At 44.4% G+C, this 24,561-nt stretch carries 20 protein-coding genes and 2 tRNA genes; 11 read left to right on the top strand and 11 right to left on the bottom strand.

Features of this window, described 5'->3' with window-relative positions:
- From CWO08_RS04700 to yejK, 4 genes are all read right to left on the bottom strand, one after another.
- Positions 1-284: transposase domain-containing protein (locus tag CWO08_RS04700; RefSeq protein WP_181360032.1), on the bottom strand; the 284-nt coding region annotated here is incomplete at its 3' end.
- A 144-nt stretch (positions 285-428) separates the two neighbouring features.
- Positions 429-1,607, bottom strand: a complete 1,179-nt coding sequence (locus CWO08_RS04695; protein ID WP_108019981.1) for a chemotaxis protein — start codon at positions 1,605-1,607, stop codon at positions 429-431.
- A gap of 76 nt (positions 1,608-1,683) precedes the next feature.
- On the bottom strand, positions 1,684-3,081 hold the full coding sequence (locus tag CWO08_RS04690) for an Hpt domain-containing protein (RefSeq protein WP_102433623.1): 1,398 nt from the start codon (positions 3,079-3,081) through the stop codon (positions 1,684-1,686).
- A gap of 105 nt (positions 3,082-3,186) precedes the next feature.
- The gene (yejK, locus tag CWO08_RS04685; RefSeq protein WP_102478325.1) at positions 3,187-4,191 is read right to left on the bottom strand and encodes a nucleoid-associated protein YejK; all 1,005 of its coding nucleotides are present in this window, start codon (positions 4,189-4,191) and stop codon (positions 3,187-3,189) included.
- An 84-nt stretch (positions 4,192-4,275) separates the two neighbouring features.
- On the opposite strand from yejK, the gene CWO08_RS04680 reads away from it, so the two are divergent.
- The 4 genes from CWO08_RS04680 to CWO08_RS04665 all read left to right on the top strand — a co-directional run bounded on the left by CWO08_RS04680 (position 4,276) and on the right by CWO08_RS04665 (position 7,105).
- Positions 4,276-4,503, top strand: a complete 228-nt coding sequence (locus CWO08_RS04680; RefSeq protein ID WP_017068253.1) for a YejL family protein — start codon at positions 4,276-4,278, stop codon at positions 4,501-4,503.
- A 28-nt stretch (positions 4,504-4,531) separates the two neighbouring features.
- On the top strand, positions 4,532-6,340 hold the full coding sequence (locus tag CWO08_RS04675; protein ID WP_102433622.1) for a DUF3413 domain-containing protein: 1,809 nt from the start codon (positions 4,532-4,534) through the stop codon (positions 6,338-6,340).
- Between the two features lie 138 nt (positions 6,341-6,478).
- Positions 6,479-6,569: transfer RNA gene (locus tag CWO08_RS04670), tRNA-Ser, on the top strand.
- A gap of 445 nt (positions 6,570-7,014) precedes the next feature.
- A tRNA-Ser gene (locus CWO08_RS04665) sits at positions 7,015-7,105 on the top strand.
- Positions 7,106-7,170: 65 nt separating this feature from the next.
- Here the strand turns inward: CWO08_RS04665 and CWO08_RS04660 are convergent.
- Positions 7,171-8,091: a histone deacetylase gene (locus CWO08_RS04660; RefSeq protein WP_102478324.1), complete on the bottom strand. Its 921-nt coding sequence runs from the start codon at positions 8,089-8,091 to the stop codon at positions 7,171-7,173.
- A gap of 261 nt (positions 8,092-8,352) precedes the next feature.
- On the opposite strand from CWO08_RS04660, the gene CWO08_RS04650 reads away from it, so the two are divergent.
- Both CWO08_RS04650 and CWO08_RS04645 read left to right on the top strand, forming a co-directional pair.
- Positions 8,353-9,039, top strand: a complete 687-nt coding sequence (locus CWO08_RS04650) for an SDR family oxidoreductase (RefSeq protein ID WP_102433614.1) — start codon at positions 8,353-8,355, stop codon at positions 9,037-9,039.
- A gap of 7 nt (positions 9,040-9,046) precedes the next feature.
- On the top strand, positions 9,047-10,048 hold the full coding sequence (locus CWO08_RS04645) for a DUF3080 domain-containing protein (protein ID WP_108019980.1): 1,002 nt from the start codon (positions 9,047-9,049) through the stop codon (positions 10,046-10,048).
- Between the two features lie 18 nt (positions 10,049-10,066).
- Here CWO08_RS04645 and CWO08_RS04640 read toward each other — a convergent pair whose 3' ends face one another.
- The 3 genes from CWO08_RS04640 to CWO08_RS04630 form a co-directional block, all read right to left on the bottom strand.
- On the bottom strand, positions 10,067-12,079 hold the full coding sequence (locus tag CWO08_RS04640; RefSeq protein ID WP_108019979.1) for a DNA topoisomerase III: 2,013 nt from the start codon (positions 12,077-12,079) through the stop codon (positions 10,067-10,069).
- Positions 12,080-12,893: 814 nt separating this feature from the next.
- Positions 12,894-13,442: an NAD(P)H nitroreductase gene (locus tag CWO08_RS04635; RefSeq protein ID WP_009848708.1), complete on the bottom strand. Its 549-nt coding sequence runs from the start codon at positions 13,440-13,442 to the stop codon at positions 12,894-12,896.
- Between the two features lie 206 nt (positions 13,443-13,648).
- Positions 13,649-15,658, bottom strand: a complete 2,010-nt coding sequence (locus CWO08_RS04630; RefSeq protein ID WP_165886704.1) for an NADPH-dependent 2,4-dienoyl-CoA reductase — start codon at positions 15,656-15,658, stop codon at positions 13,649-13,651.
- A 279-nt stretch (positions 15,659-15,937) separates the two neighbouring features.
- Between CWO08_RS04630 and sppA the strand changes: the two genes are divergently transcribed.
- Complete coding sequence (sppA, locus tag CWO08_RS04625) at positions 15,938-17,788, top strand: signal peptide peptidase SppA (RefSeq protein ID WP_108019978.1); 1,851 nt, start codon at positions 15,938-15,940, stop codon at positions 17,786-17,788.
- 118 nt (positions 17,789-17,906) lie between these two features.
- On the top strand, positions 17,907-18,923 hold the full coding sequence (gene ansA / locus CWO08_RS04620; protein WP_019823767.1) for an asparaginase: 1,017 nt from the start codon (positions 17,907-17,909) through the stop codon (positions 18,921-18,923).
- Positions 18,924-19,066: 143 nt separating this feature from the next.
- On the opposite strand, the gene CWO08_RS04615 is transcribed toward ansA, so the two are convergent.
- Positions 19,067-19,348 carry a YeaC family protein gene (locus tag CWO08_RS04615; RefSeq protein ID WP_010437067.1) on the bottom strand — a complete coding sequence of 94 codons (282 nt, stop codon included), beginning with the start codon at positions 19,346-19,348 and terminating at the stop codon, positions 19,067-19,069.
- A 113-nt stretch (positions 19,349-19,461) separates the two neighbouring features.
- On the opposite strand from CWO08_RS04615, the gene CWO08_RS04610 reads away from it, so the two are divergent.
- Positions 19,462-20,268: a DUF2989 domain-containing protein gene (locus CWO08_RS04610; RefSeq protein WP_108019977.1), complete on the top strand. Its 807-nt coding sequence runs from the start codon at positions 19,462-19,464 to the stop codon at positions 20,266-20,268.
- A 179-nt stretch (positions 20,269-20,447) separates the two neighbouring features.
- Here the strand turns inward: CWO08_RS04610 and msrB are convergent, their stop codons facing one another.
- A complete protein-coding gene (msrB, locus tag CWO08_RS04605; protein ID WP_080967323.1) occupies positions 20,448-20,885 on the bottom strand; it encodes a peptide-methionine (R)-S-oxide reductase MsrB in 438 nt (145 codons plus the stop codon).
- Between the two features lie 319 nt (positions 20,886-21,204).
- Here msrB and gap point away from each other — a divergent pair, with 319 nt between their 5' ends.
- The gene (gap, locus tag CWO08_RS04600) at positions 21,205-22,200 is read left to right on the top strand and encodes a type I glyceraldehyde-3-phosphate dehydrogenase (RefSeq protein WP_017059382.1); all 996 of its coding nucleotides are present in this window, start codon (positions 21,205-21,207) and stop codon (positions 22,198-22,200) included.
- A 242-nt stretch (positions 22,201-22,442) separates the two neighbouring features.
- A complete protein-coding gene (locus tag CWO08_RS04595) occupies positions 22,443-23,327 on the top strand; it encodes a D-hexose-6-phosphate mutarotase (protein ID WP_102433609.1) in 885 nt (294 codons plus the stop codon).
- A gap of 86 nt (positions 23,328-23,413) precedes the next feature.
- Here CWO08_RS04595 and CWO08_RS04590 read toward each other — a convergent pair whose 3' ends face one another.
- Positions 23,414-24,382 carry a nucleoside hydrolase gene (locus CWO08_RS04590; RefSeq protein ID WP_108019976.1) on the bottom strand — a complete coding sequence of 323 codons (969 nt, stop codon included), beginning with the start codon at positions 24,380-24,382 and terminating at the stop codon, positions 23,414-23,416.
- Positions 24,383-24,561 lie beyond the last annotated feature (179 nt).

Raw genomic sequence — 24,561 nt, 5'->3', positions numbered from 1 at the left:
GCTTGAACAACAGCACTTGGTGCAACAAAGCGTTGTTTGTCTGGCAGGACAATATCGAGTTGGTTAGCAATATCCCAAACAGATTGTTGACGAAAGAGACTCATTCCAACAACAGACCAAAGTACTGCTTCTAAAGGTAACCGCCTTCTTCTAACGGTTGCTACGCCAGCTTGCTCAAAGCCTTGTTGGATAAGCTCTGGACTAAGGATGTCAGAGTATTTATCAAAGTGGTGGAAGGTATTACATGACCGAAAAGTATTGGCAAGTTGGCTTTCTAAAGACATAAAAAAATCCGATATTAGTTTCCTAATATCGGATTTTGAAGCCTTTTGAGGATCGGTCAAATGATCTCACAAATTTCTTAACTGATCGGCATTACCCTAGAGCGCTCTTTTTTGATCTGCTGATTTACTTATCTATCTATTTATCTATTTATTGGCGGTTCGTTTACCCAACCAGTAACCGATACCTAACGGAGCAAAGAACACCACTAAGATAAACAGGATGAAGTAGATAATCACACCTTTTATTAACTCCATCAGTTTATCAATCGCAAGTACCACCACCTCTTGAGAGACGCGATCAAGGTCTTGTGTGAACAGTTCTCTCTCTGAAGTCACAATACCCGCAATCTCGATGCGCTCTTTGGCTATCATCTCTACAAGTGCTTCTCTCTCACGTGTCACCATTTTTTCTAAAGCCACACGTTCATCGCTCAACATCGCCAGTTTTTGGTCTGTTTTGTCACTAAGATCATTGAGCAATGGCTGCATTTCTGTCGACATAATAGAGGCTAGCGTTTGCATGTATTCTGGGTTGTTCTCAATAAAGTCTTGCATGCTTGCTGATGTTTGACGAAGGCTTTCTAACGTCATCGATAGGTCTTCACCCGTTAGCGAGCTATTCAATGCAACCAACTCGGCTTTCCACGTCATCAGTTTCGGTGTCTGGTCAGCCATTAAGCTTAAGCGGTCTGATGCATCGCTCATTGCTTCTGGCATGGTGCCTAAGCTCTGGACGATTTGCGACTCGTCTTTACCAAGGTAACTTAGCCATTCACGGTAAGCAGGCGTGCTTCTGAATGTGAGATCTTTAAATGGGTGGCTAGCGGCAAACTGAGCAACGAACGCTTTGCTTTTTTTGAAATCACTGGAGTTCAATACACCCTTTGCCAATTTCTCTGCTTCTTGGTCAAGAAAACGAGCAGCCTCTACCGCATCATCCGTCGCGAACAGGTCCGCGCCATCGCCTTGGCTATAAAACTGATTCATTTGGGCAGTGAAAACCCACGAGTCAATTAACGCAGACATTGGGGAAGTTTGGTAAGCCGCTTGTTGTAATCCCTGCTCTGCATGGATCTTCCAAAGCAACACATAAGATTGATGTAAAGTGTCATCGGCAGGATAAGATTGCGCGATTAAATCAGCCGAGTCTTCTACTCGTGTAAAAAACATCTTGGCATATTCACGCGTCATGATCCGAGCATTTAACTCTTGTTGAGTGAGAGGCGTCGTTTGACTATCTAACTTAACTTCTAAGAGAGAACAACCACTTAGCACAATGCTAAGCACCAACACCATCCAACTTCGACTCGAAACTCGTAACATATAAACCTCTGACAAAGACTAAGGGCGCGGATTGTATGAGCGCTTCGTCAGAGTATTGTCAAAATTCCTGTAAAAGTTAACGCTGACTGTCTAAATATTCATGAGCAGAATCCACAGAGGCTTTTATTGCCTGCTCTAGTTCTTCTAAGTCGTGTTCGCTGATGGCTCTGGACTGCTTCATTGTCATTTCAATACTCGCGGCAATAATCGCCAACCGAGACGCTTTGATACTGCCAGCCACACCTTTTAAGCTATGTACAATGCGAGCGGCAGAGGTTTCATCTTTGGTCAGCAAAGATTTAAACTTCTCGTAGTCACCGGCATGATCTTGTACAAACACACCAAGCAACAGTTCGACAGATTCAGCATCACCATCGAGTGTTTCTAACATGTCTTCGATATCAATTGCAGGCTTTGAATCTGTCACACTAGCAATGTGCTTTTCTTCTACTGGCGTCGGTTCAAGGCCTTGCTCAACAGAGTGTTGCTGAACATGCCTTGAGACGCTAACACTCTGCGGAGGTTGAGGGTCGGAATACTGGTTCGTTGACGTGTTCTCGGGCACATAAGCGTCATTATCTGCTTGTTTCACGGCTGAGGAAACCACGTCGCTTGAAGAAGCCTTTTCTTTACTGGAATCAATTTCAGGCTCAGAACTGAGTTCGTGACCGGCTTCTGTAATCGTTTTTTTGGATCTAACGCCCCACAACACTATCCCGCTCATTGCCACTAAGCTTAGACCTAGCATCACCAACAATAAGTTGAACTGACGATCGTGGAACTCAGCTTCGAGTTTAATGATCTGTTCATTCACTGAGTTTTTCTTAATCTTATCGACCAAATAGTTAAGCTGAGCATAATCACTCAACAATGCTGACGCATCAGCCAGTAGTTGTTGGAGTGCATCTTGTTCTTCGGTTTCTAATGAATAAGATTTTTCTAGAATGGAATCAAAGGATCGATAAGTCGCTGACGAACTTTGATTGTCAGAGTACATTGCTTCAAATACCACAACTCCGAATTCATTTAGTAGTGGCTTTAGCTTAGGGGAAAGCTCTTTATCAGCACGCAACATCTTAATGTTATCAACAATGTCTTGAACTTGGCTTTCGATCGGAATGAACTCATCGAACTTTTCTAGGAACTGATCGGCTACGTACAACAGTTGGTTCACATCAGGACGAAACAAGGCGTGTTGGAAATCAGATTCAATCTGCAGTCGGATCGAATAAACTAACTGAGCGTCGAGTGCGAGATCATTGATACGAGAGACTCGAAGCGGTTCTGAGAAATAGAGCGATTGCCTCAATTCGTTGACTCGAATACCGAGCTCTTCGATTTGAGCAAGAGAATTGGTGTAGGAACGGCTTAGATTAAGAAGAGCCAATGAAGGAAGTAGCCACAGAGCCAAGAGCACAACCAAGAAGGTCGCTGGTTTTTTAAAGCGTTTGGGCTTTGCTACTGATTGTTCCATCTATATTCCTTGTGCGTGTTAACTTGAAGCCATGACACTTACTAAAAGATTGAGCACAAAATAAGCGACAACATCCTGCTGCCGCTTTTATCCGTTAACTTCGGACTATGACTTATTGCGAGTCAGTTGGTCACGTAAGTTCGGTGGAGTGCCTTTAATCGTAAGCGTGTCTGTCTCCGGATCGTAAAAGATACGTTCGCCTAGAAGCAGACTATCAAAACTAACATTCAAACCGCCACCAGCACCAACAAATTTTGTTAGTTTACGCATAGTTGCGCGATCGGCTGGAAAGCTGTCTTCTAGCTCGTAGCCTTGCTCACTAGTATAGTCAAAGAAGCTGGTACCATCTGTGCTTGCTGGCAATTCTCCAGAAAGTTCACGCACTTGTACTTCATCACCGGCTTTAAGCTGCTCGTTACAGTAGTCCGCAACCTGCTTTTTGTAGCTGATCGCTTCTTCTTTTTCCAATTTAGAGTCAGAAACGAAGTCTTCTACCGCTTGCATCAGTACTTGGTTTTGCTGTTTCGCATCCAAACCGACTTCAGCTTGTAAGAAATCTAAGAAGAAATCCGCGACTTTACGGCCAACACGTCCTTTAATATAAGTTAAGTAACGGTTTGACTCTTTATCAGTCTCATAAGTAGAAAGGTCTAGGCGAGCCGCGATATCCATTTTTGAGATATCAAGGTAGTCAGTCGCACTAATATCAAGCCCTTCAGTTACCTTTAGGCTTTGGTTTGAAGGCAATAAACCAATGAAAAGGTAATCTGTTGCAAGTGACTGATATTCAGCCATTACCAAGATACCTTCGTCAGCGAATGGGTACTTTGATAGTTCGTCTTTTAGACGTTGCGCACTCTTTTGAGAAAAATCGTAAAAGTTTGCCTCACCAGCACGAAGTTGATGCAACCACTGCTGGAATTCGCTGTCAGATTTGAAAGAACCAAACCCTTTGCCTGCTTTTGAATTAAAAACACGGTGAAGTTCAGCAACTAGGCTTTCAGATGAAGCATCGTTTTCTAGAGATTCAGCACGATAGTTAACAATCAGCTCATCCTGATCGTTCTTACTCAGCTGGTGTAAAATTACGTTGGAAAGGTGAAGGCTCATAGTGAAAATATTACCGTTCAGGTTTCAGTTGTCGTGCATAGTAGGTTATCATAAGCCGCTTTTACTATCATTATTAGAGTCCTTATGCCGATTATATCTAAATACACAGATGATCAAGTTGAAAAAATCCTAGCTGAAGTAGGTGCTGTACTATCTAAGCACAAAGCTTCGCCAGAGCTTTCACTGATGATCGCTGGAAATATCGCAACCAATGTCTTAAATCAGAATGTTGCTGCTTCACAACGCAAAGGAATTGCTGAAAAATTTGCCGAGGCTTTAATTTCTTCTCTTGAAGATAAAAAGTCTCACTAAATTTGATTGACGGATAAAAGAATTATAAATGGTAGACAGCGCAAACTCATATAGCGATCGTGTATCTCGACTGGTTGGTTGGGGTCACTGGTTTGCATTTTTCAACATCATTGCTGCGATGTTGATTGGTACTCGTTATATTACTCAATCTGCTTGGCCAGAAACCTTGCTAGGTCAATTTTATTTGGCTGCATCGTGGGTTGGTCATTTTGGCTTTTTAGTGTTCGCGCTCTATCTATTAGTGCTGTTCCCGCTCACTTTTATTCTTCCGTCGAGGAAGTTATTACGTTTGGTTGCGGTTTGTTTTGCGACCATAGGTTTAACTGTCCTACTGATTGATACCCAAACGTATCAAAATATAAACCTCCACCTGACACCTGTCGTGTGGGAGGTTTTATTCAGTGGAGAGGAATCTGCATTCACATCTGATTTGCAGCACCTCTTCATTGTTATGCCATTTATCTTCTTACTACAGCTTGGTCTGTCTGAGTGGGTTTGGCGTAAGCAGCGTAAACTGTCTCATAAACACATTGGCCGTCCGATTACTGCCGTCTTCTTCTTGTGTTTCATCAGCAGCCACTTGACCTACATGTGGGCTGATGCGTATTTCTATAACCCAATTACTAGCCAGAAAGCGAACTTCCCACTGTCTTACCCAATGACAGCGAAAAGCTTTATGGAAAAACATGGCCTATTAGATCGTGAAGAGTACCTTGAGCGTTTAGAAGCGAACAAAGAGAACGTAAACCTAGTTAGCTATCCGCTAGAAAAAATTCAATACAACCGCCGCAGTGATGATCTTAATATCCTGATGGTGAGTGTGAACAACCTTCGCGCTGACGCACTAAATGCGACAGCGATGCCAAACAGCTATGCTTACGCACAACAGTCGATCAACTTCACCAACCACTACAGTTCAAGTAACGATATGTTTGGTATTTTCGGCTTGTTCTACGGCCTGCCGAGCAGCTACGCAAGCAGCATCGAAGCTCAAGGGTCAAGCGCAGTACTGTTGGATGTATTAGATAATCACGATTATAAGTTTGCTGCTTTCAGCGGCGACAACTTTAGCGATACACTTTACTCGGATATTATCTTCCGAGGCCGTGATGTTATGCCACAGCAAGCAACTTATGATGACCAGAGTGCAATCAAAGCTTGGTCTGATTGGATTCAATCACCACAAGCTAAACGCCCTTGGTTTAACTTTATTGAACTGACTACACTGGATAACTTCGCCAGCTACGATTCAAGTTCAGAGTCGGACTCAACGTTAACAACAGCAGAACGTTTTGCTGCAGATTATCAAAAGTCAGCAACAGCGGCCGATGCTCAGTTAGCAACTATCTACGCTGAACTGGAACGCTTAGAGCTCGCCGACAACACAGTAGTTATCATTACCTCTAACCACGGTACTGAGTTTAACGAAACCAAAACCAACAGCTGGGGTGCAAACTCCAACTACAGTCGTTATCAGTTACAAGTACCGCTGTTTATCAGCTGGCCAGGTAAGTCTGCTTCTGAATACACGCACCGTTCTAGTCATCTAGACGTATCAGTAACACTGATGCAAGAGCTATTGGGCGTATCTTCGAACCCAACGGACTTCAGTAGTGGTCGCAGCCTGTTTAATGAGCGTAAGAGAAAGTGGATCCTAGCGGGCGACTCTCGTGAACTTGCTCTTGTTACTGACCAACAAACAACGGTATTAGATAAATTTGGCAACTACAAATTGTACGACCAGAATTACAAACGCTTGAAAAACGTAAGCCCTCGCTTACCTGTGTTGATGCAAGGCCTAACCGAGCTACAGCGTTTCTACACAAAAAATGACTAAATAATCAACACACAGAAAAGGGAAGCCAAGCGCTTCCCTTTTTTATTGCCGTGAGTGATTAGAAAACAAGCAACAAAACAAAATTATGAAAATTAAGGGTTTACAAGATCCTCTGCCCCTTATATTATTCACGCCACTGGAGGGATGGCTGAGTGGTCGAAAGCACCGGTCTTGAAAACCGGCAACCGTTAATAGCGGTTCTAGGGTTCAAATCCCTATCCCTCCACCACATTAAAGAAAGCCGCTGAGAAATCAGCGGCTTTTTTGCATCTGAAGCTTTTTAAAATATAAAGCTCATCTAACAAGACTCTATCCACTCTCATTTTCAAACCCATTCACTTGATACCTACTCTTAAATTCCGATCTCAGAGTTCTAAGCTAAAAGCTCCTAGTTAAGAGTCCCTAGCTGAAAGTTCTTATGCCTAAACCACTTCCCTCATAACTTTACCTGCAAGCCAAATAGATACTTTCTTTTTAATGGCACGGAAACACTTCGCGTATAACGAAAGTTAAGAATTCTTGGCTTATTGAATATAAGGTTTGGTCTGCTTCTTAATAAACCGAGCGAAAAACAACCATCCAGAACAAAAACACCAAAAAGCGTTCATAAAAAAAGCAGTCAGTTGATAAGGGTATTTACAAGCGAAAGCCACCCTTATATTATACGCGCCATTGGAGGGATGGCTGAGTGGTCGAAAGCACCGGTCTTGAAAACCGGCAACCGTTAATAGCGGTTCTAGGGTTCAAATCCCTATCCCTCCACCACATTAAAGAAAGCCGCTGAGAAATCAGCGGCTTTTTTGTATCTGGAGAAAACCTAGTTCAGCAGGTCAACTATTCACGGCTAGTGCCGCTTTCAATAACTGCATGTGAATAGGAACCAGATCTTGATGCTGTGTTCGATAGCCACCACCAACAACACACGCCATCGGAATGGAGTCTGATTTCGCTAAGCCGATCATCAAGCAGTCGCGTTCAAATATGCCTTGAGTAGACACATTCAAATAGCCCAGTTCATCGTCTTGATGGATGTCGATACCCGCATCATAGATGATGAGATCAGGTTGATGATGGGCAATCGCCAGCTTGGTCACTTGTTCGAAACACCTTAGAAACTCTTCATCTTCAGTTTCACGGCTTAATGGCACATCTAAATCCGATAATGGCTTTCGTGCAGGGAAGTTTTTATCACAATGGAAAGACAGAGTAATAATCTCATCGCTATCTTGGCAAAGCGTCGCTGTGCCATCGCCATGGTGAACATCACTATCGACAATCAACACTTTATCTATGTGCTCAAAGGTCAACGCGTGCTTTGCTGCCAGCACAAGATCATTCAACAGACAAAAGCCACTACCAAAGTCATGATGCGCGTGATGGTAGCCACCACTCAAATGAATCGCTAAACCACTCTCTATCGCCATTTCTGCGGCCAAGCAAGTTCCCCCGCTAGAATAGAGCGTTCTTTCAATAAGTTGCTCACTCCACGGAAAGCCGATACGCCTCATCTTTGCCGCAGGCAGGTTTCCAGAAACAAGCAAATCGACATACTCGCTATCGTGTACCTGTTTTACTTGCTCAACCGAAACGGGCGTTGGTTGGAACACTTCAAACTTGCTCTTCCACAAGGGTTCGCTATCCATTAGCGCCTCAACAGCACTGTGTAACAACTGATATTTGTTAATCGGATAACGGTGACCTTCAGGTAAAGGCAGTTGCGAATAGATTGGGTGGTAAATTAAAGGAATCATAATCAAGTTAATTGCGTATCTTTCTCAAAATCATAACAGCCTCAGACTTGGCGACAACCTTAATTAATGATAACAATTATCATTACCTTAAATCCATTTTAGAGGCAACAATGAAAAACGTAATACTCATCCTTGGGGTGATCTGCGGCTCGATGGCTGCAGTAATGATTTTTGTAGGAATGCTAATGGCCAGTTGGTGGACCGTTGATTTTCTCGTGTTAAGCCATCAAACTTAACTAATTGAACTGAAAAGGAATCACCATGAGCGTTATTTTTATTACTGGAGCGAACCGCGGCATTGGCTTAAGTTTGACTCAACAATACTTGAAAGGTAATCACAAGGTGTACGCAACTTACCGTGACGCCTCTTCAGCAAAAGAACTGCTCTCACTCGCAGACCACAACAGCAACTTAACCTGCATTCAGTTAGAAATAACCGATTACCAAACGGTGAGCCAACTTCCCTCTCAGATTCCGTCGATAGATATCTTGATTAACAATGCTGGCTACTATGGGCCAAAAGGTTACGGACTGGGTAACACCGATGTCGAAGAGTGGCGACGTGTTTTTGAAGTCAATACGATTGCGCCATTGAAGCTTGTCGAAATGCTATTACCTGTTCTAGAAAACAGTGACGTGAAAAAGGTCGCTTGCTTGTCTTCTCGAGTAGGCAGCATGACAGAGAACACCTCTGGCGGTGGCTACATCTATCGTTCCTCTAAAGCGGCTCTTAACTCCGTTGTGAAGAGTTTAAGCAACGACCTAACCGATGGTGGCTTTACTGTGTTAGCGCTGCACCCAGGTTGGGTACAGACTGAAATGGGGGGGCCAAATGCTCTAATCGATACAGACACTTCGGCATCAGGCCTTATCAAAGTCATCGAATCTGCCAATACCGAAGTAAGTGGTCACTTCTTCAATTTCGATGGCACCGAGATAGACTGGTAGGCTCCCCATGAATCCTCGCCTTCTTGCAAATTTACTGCGACGTTCGCCACTGGTTTTGTTAACCGTGGTGCTCGGTGGGTGTTTTGGGGAAGGCCCTGGAGACTTATTTGACGACTATCAAACTAAAATAGCCAGGGTACAAGACGCTGACGAGATAAAAGAGAAATGGGAATTTGAAAGCCTACCGAGAAAACGAGAGCTGCTGCTTGACGTGCCCTCACTCTCTATCGGCCTCATCGACAGCTACCAGCTTCGTCAGTGTGGATTGTTCAATCTGATTGCAGAAAGAAATTCAGTACTCGGAAAAGTCGCGGACGAGTTCCGAAATTATGATTATCAGGTCGATCTACTGGAAGGTGTGGGGCAATGTTTAGCTAATCACAAGCTAGACCCAGAGATCGTAGAATTACTAAAAGAAATTGAGCAACAGAAACTCGCACAGTTTCCGCTACATCAATGGAATCTCATCTATGCCAGTGATGCCATGCAGTCGCAAATGCGGGGGAGTCAGTGGTTGCGTGCGGATATTGGCGATCAAGTAAGACAGACAAGCGACGCCCTAAAACATATTAATCAAGCGTTAAACACGTCGCTCGTTTCGGGTAAAACCATTGAGGTGCAAGAAGTACTGGAGAAGAGTTCTACGCTTGGAGATTTGTACTACTCGCTCGCTCGTGCTTCGGCAGAATTGGATACCATTACTAAGCAACTCACCACCTTTGATGCCAATATCATCTGTGGTAAGCAACGAGACACCACTAAATTTCGTTATCTCAACAATGTGTTCGAACAACAGTATATTGGCAAGGTTCAGCCTTACATGGCTCAGCTGGATGGCTACTATCAGCAGTTAGCATCGCAGCTTGTTATGTTTGATGCTCAGCCAGAACTTCACAGCTATTATTTTCCCATCAAAGATACGCACCAAGCCTTTCGCGCATCAACTCGCCGCCATGTGGACTATTGGCAGCAACTGTTTAAACGTTGTGGGCGTAAAGCCGGACGTTAATCCTAACCTCAATAAGTCTTAGCTTTTGGTGCTCTTTTTAGCGGAAGTGCTTTTCTTAGCATAGGAACCATTCTTAGCATACGAACCGTTCTTGGCATAAGACTTCTTAGCACCACCACCTTTACGACGTTTAAACGCTGGTCTTTCGACTTTAGGAAGGTGGCGGAGTGATTCAGGCACTTCCCCTGTTTTCACTGTCCCCATTAAGCCATCAATCTTGCTTTCTAGCGCTTGCATGAAAGGTTGGTACGCTTGATTTCGTTCAGCCATGCCTTGTAACTGATGCTCCCAGTGTGCCGTCATGTCAGGAAAGGTAGAGTCCTCCGGTAGAGCATGAATCAAGCCTCTACCCGCAGGGCTACTATGTATACTCTTACCTTGACGCGTTAGCAGTTGTCTTTTGAAAAGGGTATCTAGAATGCCTGCACGGGTTGCCTCTGTGCCAAGGCCATCGGTCTCTTTCAAAATGGCTTTGAGGTCTTTGTTCGCAACAAAACGCGCGATACCTGTCATCGCTTGAAGCAAGGTCGCTTCAGTAAAGTGTTTTGGTGGCTCAGTTTTTTTATCACCAATCACGCCTTCACGACACGTCAACACAGTCCCTTTATCCAATGGAGGAACCGTATCCGTGCCATCACCTTTATCTTCGGTGTCCGTTTTGCCCATCAACACTTTCCAACCTGGGTTGATAAGCTGACGTCCTTTCGCAATGAACACACCACCAGCTATATCAAAGACCAGCTTAGCATCGGCAAAAACCGCAGGTGGGTAGAACTGCATTAGATACTGACGAGCGATTTGCTGATAGATTTTCATCTCATTGGCAGATAAACCATTCACCGATGACTTCTTCGGTGTTGGGATTATTGCGTGGTGAGCATCCACCTTACTGTCGTTCCATGCTTTTGATTTAAGAGAAAGGTCCGCACCTTGAGCGCCACTTTGCAGCTCTTTCGCATTGTTAGCGATAGCATCAACGATCGATTCTCGCTGCGAGTAGTGCTCTTTAGGTAGATAGCGGCTATCAGAACGCGGGTAAGTGATGAGTTTGTGTTTCTCGTACAAAGACTGACAAGTGTCTAACACCTGCTGAGCACTCATACCAAAACGCTTAGACGCATCAATCTGCAAAGCTGACAGCGAGTAAGGCAGTGGCGCAGCTTGTTTACTTTGCTTTTGCTCTGATTCCGTCACCGTCGCGGGTTGATTCGCAATTCGCTGAGCAACGTTCTCAACCAGCTTTCGATTGAGCACGCGTCCTTCTTCATCTTGCCACGGCTTACATGCTTCACTCGGTTTCCAACGAGCACGAATATCAAAACTCTGACCGTTGTTTTGGTAAGGAATCAAGGCATGCAAAGTGAAGTAATCTTTTGGAATGAAGTTTTCGATCTCTTCATCACGCCTTACGACCAAACCAAGTACAGGTGTTTGTACTCGCCCTACCGACAACACGCCTTGGTAGCCAGCCTTTTGACCAAGCAAGGTATAAGCTCGGGTCATGTTCATGCCATACAGCCAATCGGCTCTAGAGCGTGCCAATGCAGAAATAGACAGTGGAATAAAGTCACGGTTACTGCGCATTTGGGAAAGTGCACGTTTTACGGCAGGTAAGTTCAAGTCGCTGATCAATAACCTGTCCATCGACTCTTTCTTAGCCTTGGATATTTTGCAGTAATCAATCACTTCATCAACCAGCAGCTGCCCTTCTCTATCCGGGTCTCCGGCGTGAACAATTTGAGTGGCGTCCTTCAGTAGCTTTCGGATCACCGTAAGCTGTTTGCTGGATGTCTTACGAGGTCTTAGCTGCCACTGCTCTGGCACGATAGGAAGATCGGCCAAGTTCCATTTCTTGTAGCGGTCGTCATAAGCATCCGGCTCAACCTGCTCCAATAAGTGTCCAATACACCAAGTCACCACATCCCCATTGCCACATTTGATAAACCCTTGGTCTTTCTTCTGTGGATTAGGCAGTGCAGCGGCGATCGCGCGGCCGAGGCTTGGTTTTTCAGCAATAATAAGGCGAGACATGTTTTTCCAGATGCTACAAACAATTAGGGCCACATTATCTAATGTGACCCTAATAAATCAAGAAAAACTGGTTGTTTATACAGTTAGCATTCAAAAAACTACTGACTACTAAATATGCACGACTAAAACATGCCTGATACAAGCTTTCGTAACTAGCTGCCTTGTTTTGTATCTCCCAATAACTACGCGGCCACTGCCTGCAATGCCTCTAGAAAAAGCAACGATTTTGACACTATATAATTGGTTTTGTTTATTTTTTCCTAAAGAGAGAACTAACGTAATAATAATGAATTGATCTTAGTCAGCTTGGGGCTTTTATTGACCTAAATCAATACTCAAAGTTGGTGGTTCTCGTTTAATTGGGCACAATATGTTGTATTAGAAGTGCAAGTTAAGGCTATATGTAGTCTAAGGACAAATCGAATTTAGGGAGGTAACATGACTTATTCTAAGCAATAAAAAAGCCCACTCAAAGCGGGCTAATTTATCTGTATCACTCACGTTGTAATAAGCAGAGTTCAAAGTCTTTGTAGGAGAAGACTTTAAACTTTAAGACAACGATTATGATGGCTTGTTTCACGGCGAATCATATCAAAGTCTATGTAAAAAACAACGTGCTAAACTTACTTAAACGAGTATATGGGCATGTTTCAAAAGTTAAACTCTTTACTAGATGTAATAGAATCAGTTTTAGCGATTATCGACTTCTTAGTTGCTGAAGACTTTCAACTACCTACAGCTATTATGGCTTTTATCACCAGATTTAGTTTTTAGATTTAGTTGGGCAGCCCTATCTTGGGCTGCTTTTGCTCACTTATAAGAACTCAACAAACTTAGAGAAGTCGCGTTCTGGCACTTTCATTGGCGTACAGCCCGGAGTACCAAGGTATAGGAAGCCAACAATTTCGTCGTCGCCTTCTAGGCCGAAAGCTTGGTGAACCTCAGGGTGGAACATCCACTTACCTGAGCGCCAAAAACCTTGGAAACCTTGAGCAACGGCAGCCATTTGCATGGCTTGTGCAGCACAACCCGCAGATAGGTGTTGTTCGAACGCGGGCACTTTTTCGTGCTCAGTTACCTTTGCGATGATAGTGATCACCATTGGTGCTCGAAACGGCGCTTTTTTAACTTTCTCAATGACCGCTTCTTCGCTCTCGTCAGCTTGTGCCGCACGAACCAATATGTCTGAAAGCTTTTGTAGACCAGAACCTTGCGCGATAACAAAGCGCCAAGGTGTTAGTGCACCGTGGTCTGGAGCGCGCAGCCCTGCTTTAATGATGTTTTCTAACGCCACACCTTCAGGTGCTGGATCAGAGAGTTTTGCGATTGAGCGTCTGTTGAGCAATAGATCCAAAGCATCCATTTGAAGTCCTTACTAATTTTTATTGTTTGTATAGTTGAACTTTAGCACAGAATACAAACGATAATAAATCTCAACCACTGTCAATTTGGGCTAGATTAAAAACAATAAAGGCCCCTAAATCTATGACTTAGGAGCCTTGTTCAAAATCTAGCTCAGCAAATTAAGTAACAATATCTACCGGTAAGATTACAGTTTGATGGCTGATTCTATAACTTAATAGCCAGTTCAACACCTTGACGGATAGCACGTACTGCATCCAGCTCACCGGCATAATCGGCACCGCCTATCACGTGCAGTTTGCCACCAAACTCTTGCCACATATCTTCAAATGGACGAACTGACACCTGACCTGCACACACGATAACGGAATCGGCATCGAGGACCTGTTCTTTTTTGCCAATACTGATATGCAGACCTTGGTCATCAATTTTATTGTAGCTCACGCCGCCCAGTAGATTCACGCCGCGCTTTTCTAGCGTACGTTTATGAATCCAGCCTGTAGTTTTGCCCGGACCTTTACCAACGCGCCCCGCTTTACGCTGCATCACCCAAACCGTTTTGTCGCTGAATGAATCCGGGTAAGGATACAAACCACCTGGGTGTTCCATGTTCTTATCGATACCCCACTCATGCAGCCAATCGTCTAGGCTGTGTGAAGTCGGCTCTGTCAGCATGGTTGCCACATCGACACCGATACCACCAGCACCAACAATCGCGACCTTTTCGCCGACTGGTGTCTTTTCGCGAATCAAGGTTTGGTAATCGACCACGTTTTCTTGGTCAATGCCCTCAATATCGAGCTTTCTTGGCTCTACGCCAGCAGCCATCACCACTTCATCGTACTTCAACAACATCTCAAACGTTGCTTCGGTATCCAATTTCAGATTCACGCCGGATGCATCGATTTGGTTAGCAAAATAACGAATCGTTTCTCTGAACTCTTCTTTGCCCGGTATCTGCATTGCTAATCTAAACTGGCCGCCGATACGGTCATTTTTCTCAATCAAGTCAACCTTGTGTCCACGCTGCGCTAAAGTCGTTGCACAGGCTAAACCGGCTGGGCCTGCGCCGACAACCGCAATGGACTTAGTCGCTTGCGCTGGCTGAACAACAATTTCAGTCTCGTAACAAGCTCGTGGGTTAACCAAACAGCTCGCTCGCTTACCCTTAAACACGTTATCAAGACAAGCTTGGTTACAGCCGATACAGGTATTGATGAACTGCGCTTGGTCTTGAGCGGCTTTATTAACAAAGTCCGGATCTGCCAAGAATGGGCGCGCCATTGAAACCATGTCGGCCTGCCCTGAACTGAGGATACGTTCGGCCTCTTCTGGCGTGTTGATTCGGTTACATGTCACCACTGGGATCGACACGTATGGTTTCACTTTCTCGGTTACCCAAGAGAATGCACCGCGTGGTACTTGCGTCGCGATAGTCGGAACACGAGCTTCATGCCAACCAATACCAGTATTGATGATAGTCACGCCCGCTTCTTCTAGCTTTTGAGCCAAAAGAACAACATCTTCAAAGGTGCTACCTTGCTCAACCAAATCCAGCATCGACAGTCGGAAAATAATAATGAAATCTTTACCCACCGCTTCGCGAATCGATTTGACGATCTCTAGCGGGAAACGCATACGCTTCTCGTAAGAACCGCCCCACTCGTCGTAACGCATGTTGGTACGCTTACAAATGAATTGGTTAATCAAGTAACCTTCCGAGCCCATGATCTCAATGCCGTCATAACCAGCAACCTGAGCGAGCTCTGCACTATTGGCAAAGGCACCGATGGTCTTTTTGATCTGACGAGGGCTCATCTCACTGGGTGCGAACTTAGCGATTGGCGCTTTAATGCCAGAAGCACTTTGCGCGAATGGGTGCATCGCATAACGACCGGCATGCAATAGTTGAAGCGCAATTTTACCGCCGTGCTTGTGGACGGCTTCGGTAACAACTTGGTGCGCTTTGGCGTGCTTTACTTTACTGAATTCAGCACTAAATGGGGTTAATCTGCCACGTAAATTAGGAGAGAAACCACCGGTAACAATAAGACCAACGCCTCCTTTTGCTCGCTCTTCATAAAACGCGGCAAGTTTGTGTAGGCCTTCTTTATTTTCTTCTAAACCTGTGTGCATTGATCCCATCAATACACGGTTACGTAACTGAGTAAATCCAAGATCGAGTGGTTCAAGTAAATGTGGGTACATGGCAGACATCACTTCTATTATTTTATCCTTGTGGTCTGACCACAGTATAGTTCAATCACCAAAAGTTCAAACAACCGTTTACATTTTTGTAACACCGATCATAATGCTGAAGGTATTAATCGTTCAGAACCCCTTAATTTGACTACACTTAATGAGAATATATATCGATTAACAATTCTTGGTGTAGTTTGAGCTTGGGAATTATCGTAGGATACTAAGCAGTTCATATGATTGAGATTAATGGTACTACGGCTTGTTAAAGCGACGTGATCTCACTGCGGAGACAGAATGAAAAAAATATTCAAATTTATAGGTATGATCTTTAAAGGGATTTGGAAGCTCATTACGTTTGTACGTCTTGCGCTGGTTAACCTAGTCTTTTTACTCAGTATCGCCATCATCTACTTTGTGTACTTCCATTCAGATACGGCTCAACCGACGGTTCCACAGGATTCAGCTCTGGTGCTTAACCTGTCTGGTCCTATTGTAGAACAAAGTCGCTATATCAATCCGATGGATTCGGTCACGGGTTCGCTGCTTGGCAAAGACCTTCCAAAAGAGAACATCCTGTTTGATATCGTTGAAACGATTCGCTACGCAAAAGACGATGACAAGGTTACAGGTATCGTTTTAGCACTCAAAGAGTTGCCAGAAACCAACCTAACCAAGCTGCGCTACATCGCTAAAGCGTTGAATGAGTTCAAAGCGGCAGGCAAACCTATTTATGCGGTGGGTGACTTTTACAACCAAAGCCAATACTACCTAGCAAGCTACGCAACTAAAGTCTTCCTATCACCAGATGGCGGGGTTCTTCTTAAAGGTTACAGCGCTTATTCGCTTTACTACAAAACCTTATTAGAGAAGCTAGACGTAAACACACACGTGTTCCGTGTGGGTACTTACAAGTCAGCTATCGAGCCATTCATTCGTGACGACATGTCAGATGCAGCGAAAGAGTCCGCTTCTCGTTGGTTAAGCCAACTATGGGGTGCGTACGTTGATGACGTCAGTAACAACCGTCAGATCGACGCTAAAACACTGAACCCAAGCATGGGCACCTTCTTGAAAGAACTTGAGTCTGTCGATGGTGACATTGCAAAACTGGCTGAGAAACTTGGCTTAGTGGATGAGTTAGCGACACGCCAACAAGTTCGACTAGAGCTTGCAGATGTTTTCGGCAGTGACGGTCAAGACAGCTACAACGCGTTTGGTTACTACGAATACCGTGCAACCATGCTTCCCGACATGACCAGTGAATCACACGACGTTGCCGTGATTGTTGCCAGCGGCGCAATTATGGATGGCAAGCAGCCACGTGGCACAGTTGGCGGAGATACCACTGCAGCCCTACTTCGCCAAGCACGTAACGACGATAAAGTGAAAGCCGTTGTACTTCGTGTAGATAGCCCAGGTGGCAGTGCCTTTGCTTCAGAAGTTATTCGTAATGAAATAGAAGCGATCAAGCAAGCGGGTAAGCCAGTTGTTGTGTCGATGTCGAGTCTTGCTGCTTCAGGTGGTTACTGGATCTCGATGGGCGCAGATAAGATCCTAGCTCAGCCAACCACACTAACGGGTTCGATTGGTATCTTCAGTGTTATCACTACCTTCGAAAAAGGGCTGAATGATATTGGTGTTTACACGGATGGCGTTGGTACGTCACCTTTCTCAGGTCTTGGTATTACAACTGGACTTAGCGATGGCGCGAAAGACGCGTTCCAAATGGGCATTGAAAACGGATACCGTCGATTCATCAGCCTAGTTGGAGAAAATCGCGGCATGGAAGTCGATGCGGTCGACAAGATTGCTCAAGGTCGAGTTTGGACAGGTCAAGATGCGATTCAGAAAGGCTTAGTCGATGAGATTGGTGATTTCGATGATGCGGTTGCAGCGGCGGCTTCACTTGCAGAGCTTGAAAGTTACAACATCTACTGGGTAGAAGAACCACTTTCGGCGACTGAGCAATTTATTCAAGAATTTATGAACCAAATTCAGATGTCGATAGGCCTTGATATTCAGTCAATGATTCCAAGCAGTTTACAGCCTGTTACTCAGCAGTTAGCTCAAGATAGCCAGCTGTTAGGCAACTTTAACGACCCACAAGGCCGATACGCTTTCTGCTTAAACTGCCAAGTTCAATAAGATAAGCTCAACGCTTTATTATCAAGAGGCACCTCTGTGTGAGGCGCCTCTTTTTATTGCATGATAATTCGCTATAATCGCCCCCCTGTTCCCTATATCACACTAAGTATTAATCGCCATGGAAAGAAAACACATCTATATCGCGTACACCGGCGGCACAATTGGCATGCAGAAGTCTATTGACCACGGCTATGTTCCTGTCGCAGGTTTCATGGATAAGCAGCTAGCCGGCATGCCTGAATTCCATCGCCCAGAGATGCCTGAGTACACCATTCACGAATACTCTCCATTAATGGACTCTTCAGATATGACGCCACTTGATTGGCAGACCATCGCTGATGACATTCGCGCGAACTACGATAAGTACGATGGCTTCGTTATCCTGCATGGTACAGACACTATGGCATACACCGCCTCTGCACTGTCTTTCATGCTTGAAAACCTCGGCAAACCTGTGATTGTTACGGGCTCTCAGATCCCCCTAGCAGAGCTTCGTTCAGACGGACAAGCAAACCTGCTGAATGCACTGCACATTGCAGCAAACTACCCTATCAACGAAGTGACACTGTTCTTCAACAACAAGTTGATGCGTGGTAACCGCAGCACAAAATCACACGCAGATGGCTTCAATGCGTTTACTTCTCCAAACCTGAATCCTTTGCTAGAAGCGGGTATCAATATCCAACTTAGCAATAACGTAAAGGTAAACGAACAACCTGAAGGCGCTTTCAAGGTTCATAACATTACTCCGCAACCTATTGGCGTAATCACAATGTACCCTGGCATCTCACACGAAGTGATTCGCAACACGTTATTGCAGCCTGTGAACGCAATGATTCTGCTTACTTTTGGTGTTGGTAATGCACCACAAAACCCAGAACTGCTTCAACACCTTAAAGACGCATCAGAGCGTGGTGTTATCGTGGTGAACCTTACTCAGTGTTTAGCGGGTAAAGTGAATATGGGGGGTTACGCGACAGGTTGTGCACTGGCAGAAGCTGGCGTTGTCAGCGGTTATGATATGACACCGGAAGCGGCACTGGCGAAGTTACATTATCTACTAAGCCAAAACCTAGGCTACGAAGAAGTGAAGGCTCAAATGCAACAAGTGTTGCGTGGCGAGATGAGTTTATAACCAGTTCACAGATTCATGTTAAACCCAGTTATTCGATGATAGCAACGGCGGCTTAACGTGAACTAAATCGTTTTATTGCTTATAAATAAACGAGTTAAACTAAAAGGGGTGGCACATTGCCACACCTTTGTTGTAATTTAAGCTTAATGATTCGGGTTAACCCTAACAATGTCTTCTTGATCTGACTTAAACTGTTTCTTTAGTTCAGACTTAGATTTAAAGCTAATTTCACCACCAGCTGCAATTGTCATATGTTGAGCTTCAGAGTTATGTTTAGATTGATATAACATAACCGCTTGCATACACGAGTCACGCTGTTCTTTTGAGAGCGCCGTACCTTCTGGCCATTTACCCGTTTCAACTGCGTAGGTTAAACGTTCGTAGACCTCGGGAGTCATTGCGCTAAGAAGTTGTTCTGCATCCATGGTAAAGCCTTAGTTTTAACAATTTTCACCAGAAAATAACCCGTAACAAAATTGAGTCAAGAACCTGACCGATAATAAGTGCATTTGATCACAAGTGAAGGAATATGAAAATTATGAAATGGTTGGCGATTAGCCTATTGCCTTTCACTCTGGTTGGGTGTCTTGAAGGGAACAAAAATACCGATCAACTGTGCCAAAGCAACCCGGGCCTTCAGTGTGAACAATTGAATATGAACGATGGGCAATGTCGCGTAGCACGTACCGATCTTATCTGGCATCGATTTGAAGTTCAGAAGCAACCCACCGAAATAAACAAAATTAAAGAATTCGAATTAGTCACGGCCTACAAAAAGTGCCTAGAACTCGCGGCGCAGATCGAAACAATCGATCAATCTAAGCTGCAAGAGCGTCGCTTTACCTCTTTAATGCACAGTATCGAAGAGTCTGAGCGCATTGTTGATGAGCTATCGAAATCCGATACACCAGAAACGCTTTACTTCTTGTGGTCGCAAACTGGGGACACCAACGCCAGACGCAGTTTCCTACAGCTAGAAGGAAAAGAAGCATTAAATACAGCAGAGATGCAATATGCCTTGGCAACCTTCTACACCACCCGCGATCATGCAAAGACACTTAAGTTACTCAATAATGCGCTAACGCTTTCTAATGGCTCAGTAGCCAACACTGAAATCTTCAAGTCGATGGCAAGTATCAACCATAGCCTTGGCCATATGGAAAAAGCGTACGTTTGGGCGATGGTTGCCAAAGACTTTGACGTGCCGATTGCTTCTGAAGCAGAGCTAACTGTGCTGTACCGTTTCGACAAGGCAACCTATAAGAAGCTAAATAAAGACGCAGACAAGATCGTCGAAGCTATTGAGGATGGAGTTTACAGCCCTTCAATCGTCCCGAGTTACTGAGCGCACCATTTAGTGTGTTCTAACCTAAGCTTCCGATTCATTCACCCGCTTTCAAAAAAAAACAGCTACCTTTCTGGTAGCTGTTTTTATTTGTACTAGAGTTAATTCTGAAATCTTGGGTCATTCAGCATTCCTAAATCGGCAAATGCGACCTGTAAGGATTAGACAATAGTTACAAGTTATTTCGTACTTTCGTCATTTTTGTTGAAAATTAACGACACCGAATTAACACAGAATCGTTCACCTGTGGTCTTCGGACCATCAGGAAAAACGTGACCTAAATGGCTATCACAGGCGTTACAACGGATCTCTACACGCTTCATTCCGTGACTTAGATCTTCTATATAGCGTACTGCTTCATCATTCACTGGGGCATCAAAACTTGGCCAACCACACCCAGAGTCGTATTTGTTATCCGACAGAAACAAAGGGCTTTCACAGCATGTGCAGCTATAGACACCAGTCTTATGGTTGTGCAGTAGCTTACCGCTATATGGGGCTTCAGTACCACGTTCACGACACACTGCAAATTCGTCGTCTGTTAGGCGCTCACGCCAGTATTCATCAGGCTTTATCATATTTCCTCCCTTTTGAATCACGTTAATATTTCTCCACATTCTCAGTTATTATATTTACTTTTTTCTATAAAGGCTTGCATATCAGTCGTTTTGTAGCACATACTTTCTCACCAGGAAACATTGTACATATACACTCATAAGTGAATCATCATTTAGGGGTATTTTACCCAACTGGAAGGGTACAGAGCCACTTGCAATGGTCAATTTTCAACCACTTACACCCAATTGTTAAGAAAAGCGTCGCTTTTTTTTGACATTAAACAAGTTAAGTCGGATTATCTATTGCAGATGTATACTGGATTCTGTAATTTTACTACCAGTTATCTTTAATCAGAAATTAAGTTGTGGAGCAACTACAATGACTATCAAAGTAGGTATTAACGGTTTTGGCCGTATCGGCCGTTTCGTATTCCGCGCAGCTCAAGAGCGTGCAGACATCGAAGTAGTAGGTATTAACGATCTAATCGACGTAGAGTACATGGCATACATGCTTAAGTACGACTCAACTCACGGCCGTTTCAACGGTACTGTTGAAGTTGAAGGCGGTAACCTAATCGTTAACGGTAAAACTGTACGTGTTACAGCTGAGCGTAACCCAGAAGATCTTAAGTGGGATGCTATCGACGTAGACGTAGTTGCTGAAGCAACTGGTCTTTTCCTAACTGACGAGACTGCACGTAAGCACATCACTGCTGGCGCTAAGAAAGTAGTTCTTACTGGTCCTTCTAAAGATGCAACTCCAATGTTCGTAATGGGCGTTAACCAAGCATCTTACGCTGGTCAAGACATCGTTTCTAACGCTTCTTGTACTACTAACTGTCTTGCACCTATCGCTAAAGTACTTAACGATAAGTGGGGCATTGAGTCTGGTCTTATGACTACAGTTCACGCTACTACAGCAACTCAAAAAACTGTAGATGGCCCTTCTGCTAAAGACTGGCGCGGTGGCCGTGGTGCTTCTCAAAACATCATCCCATCTTCAACTGGTGCTGCTAAAGCTGTAGGCGTTGTTCTTCCAGAACTAAACGGCCTTCTAACTGGTATGGCTTTCCGTGTACCAACTGCTAACGTATCTGTAGTTGACCTAACAGTTAACCTAAAAGAAGCTGCATCTTACGAAGAAATTTGTGCTGCAATGAAAGAAGCTTCTGAAGGCGAAATGGCTGGCGTTCTTGGTTACACTGAAGACCAAGTAGTATCACAAGATTTCATCGGTGAAGTTCAAACTTCAGTATTCGATGCTAAAGCTGGTGTTGCTCTAACTGACAAATTCGTTAAAGTTGTATCTTGGTACGACAACGAAATCGGTTACTCAAACAAAGTTCTAGACCTAATCGCTCACATCTCTAAGTAATTTCTTTTTAGAAATAGCTTTAGATAAGCATTAGCGAAGACTGTTTTGAGCAGACTTTGAAAAAGGCGACCTTAGTGTCGCCTTTTTAATACCTGCTATCTTTTAAACCGCGTCTATCTAAGCTCATAAAGATAGCCCAAATGCAAAATTCAATTCTAATACTGGCTCTGCTTGTTACTTATGAAAACACAAGCATCACTCTAGTCAGCATTTGAATTCAATTTCCTTAGAAGGATCATGTAATGGATTTATCTACTCTACCTGCACTGGCGGTACTTTCTGACAACGTCACTATCGTTGAACACGAAGGTGTAAAACTGGTTCGCGTTATCCACGATAAAGCAAACGCAGCGATTTCACTGTTTGGCGGCCATGTGGTGTCATTCCAACCGCAAGGTCAAGAAGACCTGATTTGGATGAGCCAACAAGCTAAATTCGATGGTAAAACGGCTCTGCGTGGTGGTATTCCAGTATGTTGGCCTTGGTTTGGTCGCATTGCAGCACCTGCACATGGTTTTGCTCGTTCAAGTGAATGGCAATTGGTTGAGCACCGTGAAAGCGAAGCTGGCGTGATTGTTAGCTTAGGTCTGAAGCCAAGCGAAGAGACGCTAGCAGTATGGCCTCATCAGTTCGATGCACGTTTGAATGTTGAGATCGGTGAGCAACTAAAAGTAACCCTGGACGTGAAGAACACAGATTCACAACCATGGACTTTCTCTGGTGCGCTGCACACTTACCTAAACGTTGCAGACATTCATAACACCACCACCACAGGTATGGGCGCTAAGTACATCGACAGCCTGCAAGGTGGCAAGATCTGCCAAGGCGGTGATGAACTGGTACTAACCGACACGATTGACCGTGTTTACACGCAACCAGAAGCGCAAATTTTTGTTGCTGACAAGAAGCTAGATCGCACGCTAACCGTTGAAAACCACGGTCATAACTCTGCAGTACTGTGGAACCCGTGGGCAGAAGGCGCCGCTAGTATGGGCGACATGCAAGACGACGGTTACCTAACCATGCTATGTGTTGAATCAACACTGCACGCACCAAGCCTAGAAGCAGGAAAAACATTACAGCCTGGCGAAAGCCACCAGCTGATTACGGTGATTTCAGCTCAGTAAGCGACTCAAAAAACTCTTCAAAGGCCGGTTTATCCGGCCTTTTTTACAGCTATTTTTTACAACACTACGATGACGATTAGTTAGCTTTACTGCTGTGAATAGTGAACTAAAGTTTCTCTATAGAGTGACAATAGAGCATTGTTGTCCACTTGAACGCCGACCTTTTGTGCAGGGAATGAACTCCACTCATCATTCATATATTTACGTTGATCAACTTTCTGAATTGTCATCCCTTCAGCGGGGCCATCAGTCACTACTCTGACTGAGCCACTACGACAGGTAAATAGAGATGTTTGGATAACATAAGCAATGGCTGAAGGATCGTGAACATGACAACCCTCCATTCCTACTTTTTCAGAATAGAACTTTAAGTAGTAACGGCTAACATCCCAGATAAACTGCCCTACCTCTCCAGCATCATCTCGTAAATCATCAAGGTATTGACCAGTAAAGAAGCTCTCCTCAGTGACATCTAATCCGATAATCACGACAGGCCATGATGCCGTAAACACCTTATCCGCAGCGTGAGGATCATCATGGATATTCGCTTCAGCAAATGGCGTCACGTTACCTCGATGGTCATTTTCACCGAACGCGCCCCCCATAATGACCACTTCTTTTACTAAGTCGACAATTTCAGGGTCCGCTTCCAGAGCGAGCGCGAGGTTAGTAAGAGGGCCAACCGCCACAAGAGTGATCTCTCCCGGTTCAGCTCGAACACTATCGATAATGAACTGGTAAGCCGGCTTATCAAGCGCTGTAACATCTAATGAACTTGGCGCTTTCACATCCCCAAATCCAGCCTCGCCATGCACCACAACCGTGGCTCCAACAGGATCTCTTATTAACGGCTTATCCGTTCCCTTAGCCACAAGCGCCTTCATTCCAAACTTCTGCTTCAGATAAAGGGCATTTTGAGTCCCGTTGTCTATCGTCGCATTACCATAAACAGTAGTGATGCCCACTAACTCAATATCAGGATGTGCTTCCGCAAATAGGATGGCCATTGCATCATCGATGCCCGGATCTGTATCTAGAATGATTTTCTTTGTCATATCAGCTTCTAATTAAACAGTAGGAAAGCGTAGACGATACCCAGAAAAAACGCAGATAAACGTGACCTAAACCTAAGCTCTGATTTTTATTGTAATAAGCCATAAGCTCACTATTCTAGAAGCGGATATTCTCGCCTTTTTATTTAGCCTGATGCAGACCTTTTTGATAGAATCTTCGC

Origin of the sequence: Vibrio sp. 10N.286.48.B8 (genome assembly GCF_003050085.1) — a bacterium.
GTDB lineage: Bacteria > Pseudomonadota > Gammaproteobacteria > Enterobacterales > Vibrionaceae > Vibrio > Vibrio crassostreae.
The sequence above is the reverse complement of the archived record's forward strand: the minus strand, read 5'-3'. Positions and strand labels throughout refer to the sequence as shown.